At 59.6% G+C, this 15,030-nt stretch carries 15 protein-coding genes; 9 read left to right on the forward strand and 6 right to left on the reverse strand.

From position 1 onward, the window contains the following. Positions 1–76 precede the first annotated feature (76 nt). The 6 genes from JNN07_00145 to JNN07_00170 are packed head-to-tail and all read right to left on the reverse strand — an operon-like array spanning position 77 to position 5,265. Positions 77–1,465, reverse strand: a complete 1,389-nt coding sequence (locus tag JNN07_00145) for an FAD-binding protein (protein MBL9166130.1) — start codon at positions 1,463–1,465, stop codon at positions 77–79. A 9-nt stretch (positions 1,466–1,474) separates the two neighbouring features. Further along, on the reverse strand, positions 1,475–1,699 hold the full coding sequence (locus tag JNN07_00150) for a DUF2007 domain-containing protein (protein MBL9166131.1): 225 nt from the start codon (positions 1,697–1,699) through the stop codon (positions 1,475–1,477). Between the two features lie 43 nt (positions 1,700–1,742). Further along, positions 1,743–2,750 carry a hypothetical protein gene (locus JNN07_00155; protein MBL9166132.1) on the reverse strand — a complete coding sequence of 336 codons (1,008 nt, stop codon included), beginning with the start codon at positions 2,748–2,750 and terminating at the stop codon, positions 1,743–1,745. Continuing rightward, the gene (locus tag JNN07_00160) at positions 2,747–3,730 is read right to left on the reverse strand and encodes an MCE family protein (GenBank protein MBL9166133.1); all 984 of its coding nucleotides are present in this window, start codon (positions 3,728–3,730) and stop codon (positions 2,747–2,749) included. The genes JNN07_00155 and JNN07_00160 overlap by 4 nt, the downstream gene beginning before the upstream one ends. 12 nt (positions 3,731–3,742) lie before the next feature. After that, complete coding sequence (locus tag JNN07_00165) at positions 3,743–4,489, reverse strand: ABC transporter ATP-binding protein (GenBank protein ID MBL9166134.1); 747 nt, start codon at positions 4,487–4,489, stop codon at positions 3,743–3,745. Beyond that, positions 4,486–5,265 carry an ABC transporter permease gene (locus JNN07_00170; GenBank protein MBL9166135.1) on the reverse strand — a complete coding sequence of 260 codons (780 nt, stop codon included), beginning with the start codon at positions 5,263–5,265 and terminating at the stop codon, positions 4,486–4,488. The genes JNN07_00165 and JNN07_00170 overlap by 4 nt, the downstream gene beginning before the upstream one ends. A gap of 438 nt (positions 5,266–5,703) precedes the next feature. Between JNN07_00170 and JNN07_00175 the strand changes: the two genes are divergently transcribed. The 9 genes from JNN07_00175 to JNN07_00215 all read left to right on the forward strand — a co-directional run bounded on the left by JNN07_00175 (position 5,704) and on the right by JNN07_00215 (position 15,025). After that, positions 5,704–6,033: a hypothetical protein gene (locus JNN07_00175; protein MBL9166136.1), complete on the forward strand. Its 330-nt coding sequence runs from the start codon at positions 5,704–5,706 to the stop codon at positions 6,031–6,033. Between the two features lie 70 nt (positions 6,034–6,103). Further along, positions 6,104–6,775 (forward strand): dTMP kinase, encoded by a 672-nt coding sequence (gene tmk / locus JNN07_00180; GenBank protein ID MBL9166137.1) that lies wholly within the window; start codon positions 6,104–6,106, stop codon positions 6,773–6,775. Between the two features lie 80 nt (positions 6,776–6,855). Then, a complete protein-coding gene (locus tag JNN07_00185; GenBank protein MBL9166138.1) occupies positions 6,856–7,695 on the forward strand; it encodes an alpha/beta hydrolase in 840 nt (279 codons plus the stop codon). A gap of 1,062 nt (positions 7,696–8,757) precedes the next feature. Beyond that, positions 8,758–9,951 carry an urea ABC transporter substrate-binding protein gene (urtA, locus tag JNN07_00190; protein ID MBL9166139.1) on the forward strand — a complete coding sequence of 398 codons (1,194 nt, stop codon included), beginning with the start codon at positions 8,758–8,760 and terminating at the stop codon, positions 9,949–9,951. Positions 9,952–10,034: 83 nt separating this feature from the next. Next, entirely contained in the window at positions 10,035–10,949 is a 915-nt protein-coding gene (urtB, locus tag JNN07_00195; protein MBL9166140.1) for an urea ABC transporter permease subunit UrtB, read from the forward strand. Positions 10,950–10,984: 35 nt separating this feature from the next. Beyond that, positions 10,985–12,142, forward strand: a complete 1,158-nt coding sequence (gene urtC / locus JNN07_00200; protein MBL9166141.1) for an urea ABC transporter permease subunit UrtC — start codon at positions 10,985–10,987, stop codon at positions 12,140–12,142. Continuing rightward, complete coding sequence (gene urtD / locus JNN07_00205) at positions 12,139–12,885, forward strand: urea ABC transporter ATP-binding protein UrtD (protein ID MBL9166142.1); 747 nt, start codon at positions 12,139–12,141, stop codon at positions 12,883–12,885. Before urtC ends, urtD begins: the two co-directional genes overlap by 4 nt. Positions 12,886–12,932: 47 nt before the next feature. Next, on the forward strand, positions 12,933–13,622 hold the full coding sequence (gene urtE / locus JNN07_00210) for an urea ABC transporter ATP-binding subunit UrtE (protein MBL9166143.1): 690 nt from the start codon (positions 12,933–12,935) through the stop codon (positions 13,620–13,622). A 56-nt stretch (positions 13,623–13,678) separates the two neighbouring features. Then, positions 13,679–15,025 (forward strand): acetamidase/formamidase family protein, encoded by a 1,347-nt coding sequence (locus JNN07_00215; protein ID MBL9166144.1) that lies wholly within the window; start codon positions 13,679–13,681, stop codon positions 15,023–15,025. Positions 15,026–15,030 lie beyond the last annotated feature (5 nt).

A 15,030-nucleotide genomic window follows, 5' to 3' on the forward strand; every position in this document is an offset into this window, starting at 1 on the left:
GTATTCGGCGATTTCAGGCCGAGCTTGAGAGGGAAACGTTTAGGCGTTTCCATGCCTGAGGGCTGGGGCCGGCGGGCTACGAGGGCTTCAAGAACTTACCTGGATTCAGAATGCCAGCCGGGTCGAGGGCTCGCTTGATCGTTTGATGCAGTTCGTTGACCTCGGGTGACACGGCGAGGTTCCACCAGGGTCGTTTGGCGATGCCGATGCCATGTTCGCCGGTGACCACGCCGCCCAGCTTCAGCACCCCTTGAAAGAGGGCGTCGAGCGCCTGTTCTGACTTCACCTTGGCTCCGGGTTGATCGAGGTCCACCATCAGGTTGACATGAATGTTGCCATCGCCCGCATGGCCGAACGACGCTATGGAGATTCCGAACTTCTTCTGCAGCCGGGCGGCCAGGGCGAACAGAGCCTCAAGCTGCCCTCGAGGGACCACGACGTCCTCATTGAGCTTGGTAAGCCCCGTATCCCGGAGTGCATATGAAAACTCGCGCCGGACGGCCCAGAGCTTTTCGCTCTGAACGGCCCCCAGGGCTCGTTTGATGAACACAGGACGCAAGGCCCGCACCAGTTTCTCGACGGCCAGGATCTCCTGTCGCACCGATTGCGTCTGACCGTCAAGTTCGAGGATCACGAGGGCATTGCATCCTTCGAGATCCTGGCTACCCGTCCGCTGGCGGGCCGCTTTCAGTGTGAACGAGTCGGCAATTTCGAGGGCGCAGGGGAGGAAACCCTGGGCGAACACGGAGTGGAGCGCCTGGATGGCTTGGCGCATGTGACTGAACCCGACGGCGATGCAGGCGCGGTAGGGGGGCAGGGGGATCAGCTTCAAGGTTGCCTCGGTGATCACTCCGAGCATGCCCTCGCTTCCAACGAAGAGGCGATGCAGGTCGAACCCGGTCTTGTTCTTATGGGTGCGGCTGCCAAGCCGGAGGATGCTGCCCGTGGGGCTAACCACTTCCAGGCCGAGTACATAGTCCCGAGTCACGCCATACTTCAAGCAGCGCGGGCCCCCGGCATTGCTGGCAATATTGCCACCCAGGCTGCAGTCCGCCCGGCTGGCCGGATCGGGCGGGTAATATAGGCCCCGCTTTTCAACCTCGGCCTGAAACTGAGCCGTGATCACATTGGGTTGCACGACTCCGACAAAATCCTGCGGGTTGACTTCCAGTATCCGGTTCAGCTTCTCCAAGGACAACGCGATCCCTCCCTGCACCGGCACGCAGCCGCCCACATAGCCATAGCCGGCTCCTCTTGGGGTGACGGGGATACCCTGGCGGGTTGCGTAGCGGAGCAGTTGAGCGACGGCCTTGGTGTCGCGCGGCCGAGCCACCGCATCCGGCTGATGCCGAGCGAACCACTTGTCGCCGGAGTAGTCTGCGCAGGTGGCGGGGTCCAGGATCAGCTCTCCGGGCCGCATCTGTCGCTTAAGGGATTGGAGTGATTTCAGGAGCGACTTGGTCATGGGAGTGGATTAATTCTCAGCTGCCTTGTCAGCTGCCAGCAGCTCGGTGGCGTCGGTCAGCTCGGTCTCGGGGACCTTCACCTGAATTCCCCCGGTAGCCATGGAATAGCCCTCCACGCTAAACGCAGAGAGTTCATTGACCACTTCGGGGTGGAACCCCGCGGCTTCCAAACGCGAACGGATGAGTTGGGCCTCCATCGGCTGAAAGGTGTTTAGAATGGTGACGAGTTTCATAGGCGCGTGCAGGTGGCAATAGGCTCTCGGCAATGCGACGACCTCAGGCGGCCAGCGCGGTTTTCAGATCTGCGAAAATGATCACTCCAGCTCCCGTCTGAAGCAAGCTCGATACTTGCACCTGGGTAGTTTGTCCAACCAGGCCCTGAGCCTGGTTCACCACAATCATGGTTCCGTCGGGCAGGTAGCCGATGGCTTGCCCGCGCTCCTTGCCTTCCCGCACCAGCTTCAACTGCAGGGTGTCTCCCGGGAGTATCACCGGTTTCATCACGTTGGCCAGCAAGGCCAGGTTCAGGCAGGGGATGCCCTGCAGCTCGGCCACCTTGGACAGATTGTAGTCCGTCGTGAACAGTCGGCCGTCCAATGTCTGAGTCAGCCGGAGCAGCTTGCTGTCCACCTCTTTTTCGTCGGGAAACTCCGAGTCGTGAATGCGCACTTCGATGCTTCGATTCTGTTGCAGCCGCTGGAGCATCTCCAAGCCGCGGCGTCCACGCATCCGTTTGGCGGCATCGGCCGAGTCCGCGACTTGTTGCAGTTCCTTCAGCACAAAGCGGGGCAGAACCAGGATCCCCTCAAAGAACCTCCCTTCCACCAGTTCCGCGATGCGGCCATCGATGATCGCGCTGGTATCCAGAATCATCAGCATCTCGGGCTTGTTTTCCCGGGTGAAGCGCACATAGGGAATGATGAGCGCGAAGTCCTCCTTGTTGCTTCGCATGGCGAGGATGATGCCCAGGTAGCCGAAGCTGAGGAACAGGGACACGCGAATCAGCCAGCGCTGGCGCTCATCGGCGTATTCGAACAGCCGTGACTGATCCACCATCCAGGCGATCAGCGTTCCCAAAATCAGGCCGAAAGTCGCCGCCGAAAAGGCTCGCAGGGAGAACCCCTTCAGCATTTCGTCGATGCCGATGACCACGCCCCCGAGGGTGCAACCCACCAACAGTCCAAGCCGGCCGTTTTCAACCAGCGTAGGATGCACTTGGCTCAAGGAGTATCCGCCTGCAGCGCAGAGCAGGAGAAAAAAGAGCCGTATCGGCCAAAGGTTCATCGGCGAAGCAAGCCGGAGCCTTTGGTGCCTTCGGGAGGACCAGAGGGATCCTTTTTGACCGGTCGGGGTTTGTAAAGAATCCCATAGCGGGTCAGGTTGCTGCTCAGCGTCTTCAAATTCATCATGGTTTGCATTACGGTCTCTCGCAATTCCTCATCCCGGAGTAGTCCTCCGGCGAGTCCCTGGCCTGCCTGGAGGCCTTTGAGCAGTTCATCGAGCGATTTCGTGGAGGACTGAAGGGTCTGAATGACGGTCCCTATCTCGTCCCGGTTTTCCTGGACGGTTCCATTGAGGTTGGTCGCGAGACGGTTCATCTCCTCGGTGAAGCGCTGGAGATTGGTCACCGACACCGTCAGACTCGGTCGGTTGGTCAATACCAACAACTCGACTTCATCCGCGATGCGCACCGCTTTTTGGGAGAGGGTTTTGAAGTTGGAAATGCTCAGGTTGATGTTGCTTAGGGCGGTTTCGTTGAGCACGACCCGGTCGACGCGGGCGATGGCCTCATCGAGTCGATGGGCGGTTTGGTCGATCCGCTGGATGAAGCCGGTGGCAGCCTTGGCGGCGTCCTGCAGGTTGAACGGTTCCTCGCAGCGAACCTCTGCTCCGTCGCCGAGCAAGGGAGCGGTCGTGCTTTGGGGGTAGATCGACACATGCTGATCCCCTAGGAATCCCGATTGCTCAATCGAAAAGTGGGCATCCTGTCGCAGTGGGTAGCGTCGGTCGATTTCCAACCTGAGGACGACCAATTTACCGTCCGGCGCCAGCGAGAGCTCCGCAACGGTGCCGACCTTGAGTCCGCCCAGCAGGACCTGGGCCTGACGCTTGATTCCTCCGACATCCGAGGTCCGCAGTTTGATCACATAGGTCGGATGGATCAGGGACAGGCCCTTGGAAAAGTTGAGGATCAGGAACCCCAACAACGTGAGGCTGATCAGGACAAAGATGCCAACTTTGGTGGAGATTCGGGAGTCGCTCATGGGTGGGTTGAATCAAGTCGGGGTGTCTTTGCGATCGGCGATGCCGTTAACAAACTGGTGGACGATCGGATCCGCCGAAGCAAAGAGTTCGGCGGTCCCTTGATTGGCGTAGATCCGTCCTTGATGGAGGAGGAGAACCCTCCCGGCGATGGTCCTGACGCTGCGCATGTCGTGAGTCACCACGACTGTGGTGGTTTTAAGTTGGTGGCAGAGTTGCCGAATCAGCTGGTCGATGCTGTCGGAGGCGATCGGGTCGAGTCCCGTGGTCGGCTCATCGTAGAGGAGGATGCTGGGCCGGTAGACGATCGCCCGCGCCAAGCCCACCCGCTTACGCATCCCCCCGGACAGTTCGGCCGGCTTCTTGTTTCCGGTGCCTGGGAGTCCGACCATGTCCAGCGCTTCCGCGACCCGCCTGCCGATTTCTGCTTCGCTGCTCTTTCGCTGGCGCCGTAGCGGGAACGCCACGTTTTCGTGCACGGTCAGGGAGTCGAAGAGCGCGGCACTTTGAAAGAGCAGACCGAACTGTCGACGCACTTCGAGCAGCTCCCGTTCCGGCAGGTGGGCGATCTCCCGGCCGTCAATCAGCACCTGCCCCTCGTCCGGGGCGAGCAAGCCGATGAGGTGTTTGAGCAGAATGCTTTTGCCGCAGCCGCTGCGTCCAACGATGGCCACCGCCTCCCCGGATTCGATCTTGAGATCGACCCCGGCCAGGACCTGTTGGGTGCCGAATCGTTTGCGAATGTTTCGAGTCTCGATCATTCGCTGGCGAAAATGCGGGTCAGCAACATGGTGAGAAAAAAGTTGCTGATGAGGATGGTGATGGAGCTGAACACAACGGCTTCCGTGGTGGCCTTGCCCACGCCTTCGGCCCCTTGATGGCAGTGCAGCCCTTTGAAGCAGCCGATCAGCGAGATAAGCCCTCCGAAGATCACTGATTTGATCAGTCCCATGACCACGTCCTCCGCCGAGGTGTAGCGCACCATGTTGTGCCAGGAGTAGGCCGGATCGATGCCCAGAAGCGTAACGCCCACGATGTAGCCGGCCCCGATTCCCACGCAGATCGAGCAGGTGGTCAGCAAAGGCATGACAAGGGTGGTGGCCAGGATCCGGGGCACCACGAGGTAGTCCACTGGGTGGGTGGCGAGTGCTCGCAGGGCGTCTATCTGTTCGGTTACCTTCATCGTGCCCAACTCGGCAGCCATCGCTGCGCCCACACGTCCCGCCACCATGAGCCCGCTCAGCACCGGACCGAGCTCGCTGCACATCGACACACTCACCACCGCCAGCGTGGCGGTGTCCATGCGGACTTTGTGGAATTGGAAGTAGGTTTGCGCGCAGAGCACCATGCCGGTGAAAGCGCCTGTGATCAGCACCACCGAAAGGGACTTAATGCCGATGAAATAAATCTGGTAAAGCAGATGGCTTGCTTCCCACCGGCGCCCGACCAGGGAGGTCAATGCCTCGCTGCCCAGGAGAGTAATCTGGCCGAGTCCGTCCAGGGTGTTCCCCAGACGGGACCGAAGTTGTGTTATCATCGCCTGCATGTTCTGAGCCCTGGAGCGCGGGACGCACGCAGCCTAGCCTGGATGCCTTCCTCGGACAGCCGCTACCCACCCGTTCTCGCTTCGCCACGTCCCCCTTGATTCGCGTTATTGGGCGGAAGCTCAAGCTAAAAGTGGGCTGCTCGTTCAATAACAGGACAGTGGATGCGCCAATTTTGGCGCGTGGATCGACCCTGCTCGCGTCGCCCGCCACCAGGGAGTTAGCAGGGACGGCTGGCCGCGGCGCCGCTTTTCAGGCCTGGAACGCGGAAAATCCCCCTAATCCTTGGGAAGTTGAACTCTTTCCCGGTTCGGCGCCCTAAGGGATTGGAGAGGGCTGCCGATGGAACAAGGGCATGGCACGACTTGTGCATGTGCCTGGAGTGTCCGAAGCCGGGGCAACGGTGGAAACCGGCACGAAACAGAAGTTGTATGCAGAACGGCAATAACGGCATTTTTGTTCGTCCAAATCTCAAGGGGTTTCTGATCGGTGGCATCCTCGTGATGGTATTTCACGTCGTGATGCAGCAGATCGAGGGCATCTCGATCGCCTCGGCCCGCCCGGAAGTGCCTCCGTCCGTGCGCCAGTGGAACGAGGCGGACTTTCAGGTTATGATCAACCATGTAGCCGACAAACCTTCGGCCGAAGGCTACTACAAACTCGGTGCCTACCTTCAACACAAGCGGGACTTCAAACGAGCGATGCTGTTCGTTCGCAAAGCCGAGGCCTTCAACCGGGCGCTCGAGGAAGAAGCGGATTAGGCGCGCCTTAGGTCGCGGTGTGACTTAGGACTGGCTCTCTTTCCCACGGCTGAGCAGCATGTGGCTCAGTATGACCGAAACGCATTTCTCACCTCGCCCCGATTCGGGTCTCTTTATTACTTTCGAAGGGACGGAGGGCGGGGGAAAGAGCACGCAAATTCAGCTGCTGGAGCAGCGTCTCCGCGCCTGCGGCCGTCGGGTTCGCCTGCTTCGGGAGCCTGGAGGCACTCCGATCGGAGAGGAGATTCGTCATACCCTCAAGCACAGCGAGAACAACCGCGCCATGACGCCGGAGGCGGAATTGCTGCTCATGAACGCCAGCCGCGCTCAACTGGTGCGCGAGGTGATCAGGCCGGCGTTGGACGCGGGCGAGGTGGTGTTGTGTGACCGGTTCTTCGATTCCACCGTTGCTTACCAAGGCTACGGCCGCGGCCTCGATCTGGCGCAGGTGCGTGCCATCATCGATTTCGCGGTGGGAACGACCCGGCCGCATCTGACTCTGTTGCTGGCGGTGCCGGTCGAAGTCAGTGAGCGCCGCCGGGCCGCCCGATTGGGGACCGCGCCCGGGGTGCGGGATCGGTTTGAGGAGGAAGACCGCGAATTTTTCTCCAAGGTGGAGGCCGGCTTTCGACTCCAGGCCGAGCGCGAACCATCCCGGATTCGGGTCATCGATGCCTCGGCCGGAATCGAGGCGGTCCAGGCTCACATCTGGGGCTTCGTAGCGCCGTTCTTTCCGAGTTGAGCTTCTTCGCGGCGGATCCTTATGCTTCGGGCATGACGATTCCCTCGCGACCCACAATCGGACTGGCTCTGGGTGTCCTGATGATGGCCCTCTCCCTGCCAGCGCAGCAAAACCCCGTGCCCTTGTGGCCTCATGGCGCTCCGGGAGCGCTGGGCACCGAGGAAAAGGACATCCCGACGGTTACCCCCTATCCGGCTGCGGTTGCCACCGGCGTGACGGCTGCCGTGGTGATCTGCCCGGGAGGCGGATATGGTGGGCTGGCATCCCACGAAGGCAAGGATTACGCACTCTGGCTGAACCAGCAGGGGATCAGTGCGTTCGTGCTCCGGTATCGGCTGGGTTCTCAGGGATATCGACATCCACGCATGCTTGAGGATGCGGCGCGCGCCCTGCGCTGGGTTCGGGCGAATGCGGCCGCCTGGAAGGTGGATCCCAAGAAGGTGGGCATCATGGGTTCGTCGGCGGGAGGCCACCTTGCGTCCACCTTGCTCACCCACTTCGATTCCGGGAACGCAGCGTCGGCCGACCTCATTGATCGCGAAAGCTCTCGACCTGACTTCGGAGTCCTTTGTTATGCGGTTATCAGCATGGGACCCAACACCCATCAAGGTTCTAAAAACAACCTGTTGGGGAAGGAGCCTTCCCCGGAGCTGGTCAAATCCCTGTCGAATGAGCTTCAGGTAACCCCGGAGACGCCCCCTTGTTTTATTTGGCACACATGGGAGGACAAGGGCGTCAAGGTGGAGAACGCTCTGGAATTTGCCGCCGCGCTGCAGCGCCAGGGTGTGCCTTTTGACCTCCATGTTTACCAGAACGGGCGGCACGGGATCGGTCTCGCCGACCAGCCGCCCTTCAAGAATGCCCACCCCTGGAGCCGGGATCTTGCCTATTGGCTCAAGCAGCGCGGACTGATTCCCTAGCAGCCTGTCGGACTTGTCCTCACCTGAGGTGAGTCGGATTTTGAACCTCATTTGTGATAAAGAATGACGTAGGAAATGTCGCGACGGCCTGCTGGAGGGCACTGCGTGCGGGGAGACTGGACCTCACGGATTGGATAGGGGCCACCTCCGAAGAACGGACGTGAATCGGGGCCATGAACCTGGTGGTAGGGGAGCGAGCGGGGCAACGCCAGCGTTTCACACTTTGCGGGCAGGTCCCGAACCCGCAGGGTTCAAAGAGATCTAGCCGGGGGTGCTCGCACCCCCGGAACCGTGAAAAGTACGGAGCATCGCGCAGCGATGCCACCGGCTTCTGAGACTTGTGCTGACAGACCGGGGGTGTCGCTGCGCTCCACGCCCCGGCTAATCTCTTTGAACCCTGCGGGTTCTCGGCTTCGGCCTCAGGAACTCATGCGAAGAAGGGAGTTTCACTTCCGATCCCTTCAGGATTCTTAATCCGTGGAATCAGGGAAATCCGTGGTTCATCAGTGACTCTCCCTCTCCGCGTTCTCCGCGCCTCCGCGAGAAAAGATCTCCCCCCTGACTCGGAAGGACTGCCGAAATCTCTCGCGGAGGCGCGGAGAGCGCGGAGAGGAAGGAGTTCATGGAGAGGCCGTGAATCATGAACAGAAAACGACACACTGTACTTTTCGGTTCATGAGCGCAGTGTCATCGCATTCGAACTTTGGCGCCTGGGACGCGGTTTGATGCTTCGCCGCTCGGCTGAATGGATGAAAGATCTCCATTCCGATCACGCGTTCAGTGCATATGGGCAGAAAAATCCCTTTCCGTTTTCCGGCTCGCACATCGACCGACGGCGCTACAGCGCGGGCCTCTGCTCATCGAATGAATGGAGTTGGTGATCATCGAGAACTTCGCGCATGAGTCTTTATGAAACACCGAGTGATCCTGCGCCTCAGGTTGGTACCGTGGTTGCTATAGCGAAGTGCGACCTGCAAACCGACACCACAACATAACCAACCGACCGGATTAGACTAATAAGCTATGAAAGCACTTCACTCCCTCAAACTCCTGCTGCCCCTGCTGACGGCCGCCGGATTTCTTTCTTCCAGTCAGCCCTTGTTCGCCGCCAACCCACCCACCTCAGAAGTCAACACGACCGGGCTCGCGGTGACCGATGACACCGTCACCGTAGGCCAGCTGCACTCCGCGACTGGCACGATGGCGATCAGCGAGACGGGTTCCATTCAAGCTGAGCAGCTGGCGATCGAGCAGATCAACGCCATGGGCGGTGTGCTTGGACGAAAGATCAAGATCATCGTCGAGGATGGTGCCAGCGACTGGCCCACCTTCGCTGAGAAAGCCAAGAAGCTTCTCGTCAACGACAAGGTGGCCTCCGTATTCGGCTGCTGGACTTCCGCCTCCCGCAAAGCGGTGCTCCCTGTCTTCGAAAAAGAAAACGGCATGCTCTACTATCCCACGTTTTACGAGGGCTTGGAGCAGTCCAAGAACGTGATTTACACGGGACAGGAAGCCACCCAGCAGATTTTGGCTGGCTTGGATTGGATCGCCAAAGAGAAAAAGGCCAAGACCTTCTACCTGATTGGATCCGACTACATCTGGCCCAGAACGTCGAACAAGATCGCCCGCAAACACATTGAGAATGTGCTGAAGGGCACGGTGGTGGGCGAAGAATACTATGCCCTGGGCCATACGCAGTTCGGCTCCCTGATCAACAAGATCAAGCTCAAGAAGCCGGATGTCATCTACGCGATTGTGGTGGGTGGCAGCAATGTCTCCTTCTACAAGCAGATGAAGGCAGCTGGCATCACCTCCGATAAGTGGACCTTGCTGACCATCTCGGTTACCGAAGACGAAGTTCTCGGAATCGGTGGTGAAAACCTGGTCGGCTTCTACTCGGCGATGAAGTACTTCCAGAGTCTGGAGAATCCCAACAATCAGGCCTTCGTCAAAGCGTTCAAAGCCAAGTATGGCGCGAAGAGCGTCATCGGCGACGTGACCCAGGCAGCGTATCTTGGGCCGTGGCTTTGGAAGCTGGCTGTCGAGAAGGCTGGAAGCTTTGACATCGACAAGATTGCCGCCGCTTCGCCGGGCATCGAATTCAAGGATGCTCCCGAGGAGTACGTCAAGATTCACCCGAACCACCATTTGTGGAGCAAGCTCCGCATTGGAAAATGGGGCGCCGATGGTCAGGCCAAGGTGCTGTATGAATCCGGTTTGATCGAACCCGACCCGTTCCCGAAGGGTTATCAATGAGTCTCTGCCATGCGGGCTGAGGATTTGAACTCAGCCCGCATGGGCCGTTCGTTCCGCGCTTAAACTCTTACGATCTCACAACTATGACCGCTTCTGAGCTAAGTTCCATTCTGCTGATGCAAGGATTCTCAGGTCTGAGCCTGTTCAGCGTTTTGCTCCTGATGGCCCTGGGTCTGGCGATTATTTTCGGCCAGATGGGAGTGGTGAATCTGGCCCATGGCGAGTTTATGGCGCTGGGCGCCTATGTGGTTTATCTCTGCTCGACCGTGGTTCACGACAAATTTCCGGCCTTCGCCCCCTACTACTTTGTGGTGGCGATCGTCATCGCCTTCGGTGTGTGCGCTCTCATGGGATTGCTGGTGGAGTGGAGCCTGATTCGGTTCCTCTACAAGCGTCCGCTCGACACGCTCCTCGCGACCTGGGGGCTGAGCTTGGTGATGCAGCAGGCGTTCCGCTCCATCTTCGGCGCACGTGAGGTAACGCCCACGCTGCCCGAATGGTTGATGGGTTCGATCAAACCCACCGGCAACATCGACATTCCGATCAACGGCCTCTTTGTCATGGGCCTCACCCTGGTGCTCACCGCCGGCGTGTGGCTGTTCATGTTCAAGTCCCGCCGCGGGCTTCAGATGCGAGCCACCGTGCAGAATCGTGTCATGAGCGACGCCGTGGGGATCAATACCCGGATGGTTGATCGTTTCACCTTCGCCTTGGGCTGCGGGATTGCGGGTGTCGCGGGTGCGGCCTTTACCACCATTGGCTCCACCGGTCCGGACAGCGGCTCGCGCTACATCGTGGACACCTTCCTGGTGGTGGTATTTGGAGGTACGGCCAGCTTGATGGGGACGGTGGCCTCCGCCTTCGGAATTGCGCAAGGCCAGTCGATTTCCGAGTTCTTCCTCCAGGGAACCATGGGCAAAGTCGTGGTCCTTCTGGCCATCGTCATCATTCTCATGATCCGGCCGCAGGGGCTGTTTGCCTCCAAGGTTCGTCAGTAAACCTCCACGATACTGCTGAGACTCAACTCGTCACTATGAGCAAATTTTACCAATCGGTGATCGGCGGAAAGCAGGGAGTCTGGGGATTCGCCATTCTCTTCCTGCTGCTGGGCGTCGTGTTGCCCTTCTCGCTGGAAATCTTCCGCCTCAACTTGGTCGGGAAGTACCTGACCTTCGCGTTCGTCGCTGTGGGCCTCGTGCTGCTTTGGGGCAAGACCGGGGTGCTGAGCCTGGGGCAGGGGGTCTTCTTCGGACTGGGTGGCTATTGCATGGCCATGTTCCTGAAGCTCGAGGCTTCGGACCCCATCAGCACCAAGATTCAAAGCACCCCGGGAATTCCTGACTTCATGGATTGGAACCAGCTGACCGCGCTCCCCGCCTTGTGGGTGCCGTTCAAAAGCTTCCCGTTCGCCGTGATCGCCATTATGGCCGTCCCCGGGCTGCTCGCCCTGATTCTGGGGTTCGCCATGTTCCGACGTCGAGTGGGCGGAGTGTACTTCGCCGTCATCACCCAGGCGCTGGCGCTGATCCTGTCCCTGGGTATTGATGGCAACCAGGGACTTACCGGGGGCCGTAACGGCATCACCGACCTCCGCACGCTGCTCGGGTGGGATATCCGCACCCAATCCGCGCAATACGTGCTCTATTTTGTGACCATCGGACTGCTCTTCGCGAGCATCCTGTTCTGTCGTTATGTGCTCAGCAGCAAGCTCGGACGGCTCCTCCTGGCGATGCGCGAGAAAGAGGATCGCGTGCGGTTCTCGGGCTATGATGTGGCCGCCTTGAAGATCTTCGTGTTCTGTCTGGCGGCCATGCTGAGCGGGATCGGTGGGGCGCTGTTTGTGCTCCAGGTCGGATTCATCAGTCCTTCACTGGTGGGAATCGTTCCTTCGATCGAGATGGTCATCTTCGCCGCCGTGGGTGGGAAGCTTTCCCTCTTCGGCGCCGTCTACGGCACGCTGCTGGTCAACACCGGAAAGAGCCTCTTTTCCGAGACCTTCCCGCAGCTGTGGCTCTTCTGCATGGGCGGCTTGTTCATCGCCGTCGTCATGTTCTTTCCGAATGGCATCGCTGGCGGTTGGGACGCGCTCGTTGCCCGCATTCGAAACTACCGCAAACGCGCTTCCACCGAAGCGCAAGACGTGGCGGCCGCGTCCGTCAAGCCCGTCATCCCTGGAGGTTCCAACTCATGAGCTCAACCACTGACTATTTACTGGCCATCGAGGATCTGACCGTTTCCTTCGACGGATTCCGTGCGGTGGATCAACTGAATCTGTATCTGGACCAGGATGAACTCCGCGTCATCATCGGTCCGAACGGGGCGGGCAAGACGACGGTGCTCGACCTTATCTGCGGCAAAACCAAGGCGACCGCCGGAAGCATCAAGTTCCGCAACCGGGAGCTGGTGGGGCTGGCGGAGCATCAGATCGTTCGCGCCGGCATCGGCCGCAAGTTTCAAACTCCCTCCATCTACGAGAATCTTACGGTGTTCGAGAACCTCGAGATCTCGTTTCCGCGCGGCCGCAATGTTCTCGGGTGCCTCACCTTCCGTCGCACCGCGGACGTGACCGAGCAGATTCACAAGGTAGCCGAGGAGATTTATCTCTCCGAGTTTCTGGATATGGAGGGCGCGTTTCTGAGCCATGGGCAGAAGCAATGGCTTGAGATCGGCATGCTCCTGATGCAGGAGCCGGAGTTGCTCATGTTGGATGAGCCGGTGGCGGGAATGAGCCCCGCGGAGCGGGAAAAAACCGCCAAGCTGCTGCAACGGATCTGCAAGGGGCGATCCATCATCATCATCGAACACGACATGGAGTTCGTGTCCCGCATCGCGCATCGCGTGACGGTTCTACACCTGGGCAAGATCCTTACTGAAGGCACCATGGAGGAGATTCAAAGCAACCCGAAGGTTCAGGAGGTTTATCTGGGACATTGAGCCCCGCAGGCGCCTCCCACCCGCGAACACACCCAAGCCAACCAAGTATGCTGCAAATCACCCAACTCAACTCGGGGTACGGCCAAAGCCAAGTCATCTACGATGCGAACTTCAAGGTTCCGCCCGGCGAAATCCTCGCCATCATGGGGCGCAATGGCATGGGCAAAACGACGTTGCTCAAGTCGTTGATCGGGATCCTCCCGACCCGCAGTGGCTCGATCAAGGTCGGCGATGCGGAGCTGGCTGGGGTTCCTCCCTTTCAGCGTGTGGGCGCAGGAATGGCTTACGTCCCTCAAGGTCGGATGATCTTTCCGACGCTCAGTGTCCTCGACAACATCCTCACCGGTGCCAAGGGGCCGATGTCCAAGAGCGCGATGGATGAGATCTACGCCCTCTTCCCGGTTCTCTTCGAGATGCGCAAGCGTCGCGGTGGTAACCTCTCCGGCGGCCAACAACAACAACTCGCCATCGCTCGAGCTCTCGCCAGCAACCCGAAGGTGCTGATCCTCGACGAACCCACCGAGGGCATCCAGCCTTCCATCATCAAAGACATCGCCCGCGCACTGAAGCAAATTCGGCAGATGCGCGGCCTGGCCATCGTGGTGACTGAGCAAGTCGTCAGCTTCATGATGGATGTCTGCGATCGCGTGCTCGTCATGGAGCGCGGCCGATTCATTCACGAAGAACTCCGCAAGGATGTCGATGCCAACAAGGTCAAAGCACTGCTGGCTGTCTAAACGCGCAACCCCTCTTACCCGCAACACAACCAACAACAAAAGCAACCACCAATCCTATGCCTAGAAGCTCCCCCAAACCTAGTATCATCACCCCAGGAAATCGTTTGGTCGACTCTCTCTCGAAGGCCAATGCGAAGGGATTCACCTTGCGGACGACTCCCACCGCCGCTCCGGGCCTTTCCCGCAAGCCGCTGATCGAGGTCGACTTGAAAACCCCTGCGGACCAGCAGGATGTGATTCACAACCGTTGGCACCCGGACATCCCGATGATTGCGCGGGTCAAGCCGGGGGATGAATTTCGGGTTCAGTGCGTGGATTGGACCGGTGGCCAGATCGGCTATAACAACAACGCCGCGGACGTGCGCGATGTCGATCTGACCAAGGTGCATTACCTCAGCGGCCCGATTGAAGTGGTCGGGGCGGAACCCGGCGATCTTCTCGTCGTTGATATTTTGGACATCGGCACGCTGACGGACTCCGAGTGGGGTTTCACGGGCATCTTTGCCAAGGAGAACGGCGGAGGGTTTCTGACGGAGCACTATCCCGAGGCTCGCAAGGCGTGTTGGGATTTCCACGGTGTGTATACCTCGTCCAAGCAGATTCCCGGCGTGAACTTTGCTGGAATCATGCATCCCGGTTTGATTGGATGCCTGCCGTCGAAGAAGCTCCTGGATACCTGGAACAAGCGGGAGGCCGCCCTGGTGGCCACGGATCCCCGCCGCGTTCCGCCGCTGGCGGCGCTTCCCGACGCGAGCACCGCTCACTTGGGCACCATGAGCCCGGAGAAGGCCAAGATCGCGGCGCGCGAGGCAGCACGCACCGTCCCGCCCCGGGAGCATGGCGGCAACTGCGACATCAAGAACCTCAGCCGTGGATCCCGGGTGTTCTTCCCGGTTTACGTCAAGGGCGCGGGGTTGTCCATGGGTGATATCCATTTCTCCCAGGGCGACGGCGAGATCACCTTCTGCGGTGCGATCGAGATGGCGGGCTGGCTCGATCTTCGAGTGGCCGTCATCAAAGGCGGGATGCAGAAGTACGGGATCATCAATCCGATCTTCCAACCCAGCCCGGTGGAACCGCGCTACCTCCGTCACCTGATCTTCGAAGGAATCTCGGTCGACGAGGCTGGAAAGCAATACTACCTGGATGCTCACGTGGCCTACCGACGTGCCTGTCTGAATGCCATCGAGTACCTGAAGAAGTTCGGCTACACCGGCGAGCAGGCCTACGCGATTCTGGGGACTGCGCCGGTGGAGGGTCGGATCAGCGGCATTGTCGACATCCCGAACGCCTGTGCGACGGTGGCGATCCCGACGGAGATCTTCGACTTCGATATCACGCCCACGGCCAAAGGTCCCACCAAGATGATCAAAGGCAAAGCGGACCTGTCGGTGGCCAAGTGAGGACA

The organism is Verrucomicrobiales bacterium (assembly GCA_016793885.1).
In the GTDB taxonomy this organism is placed as follows: Bacteria; Verrucomicrobiota; Verrucomicrobiia; order Limisphaerales; family UBA11320; genus UBA11320.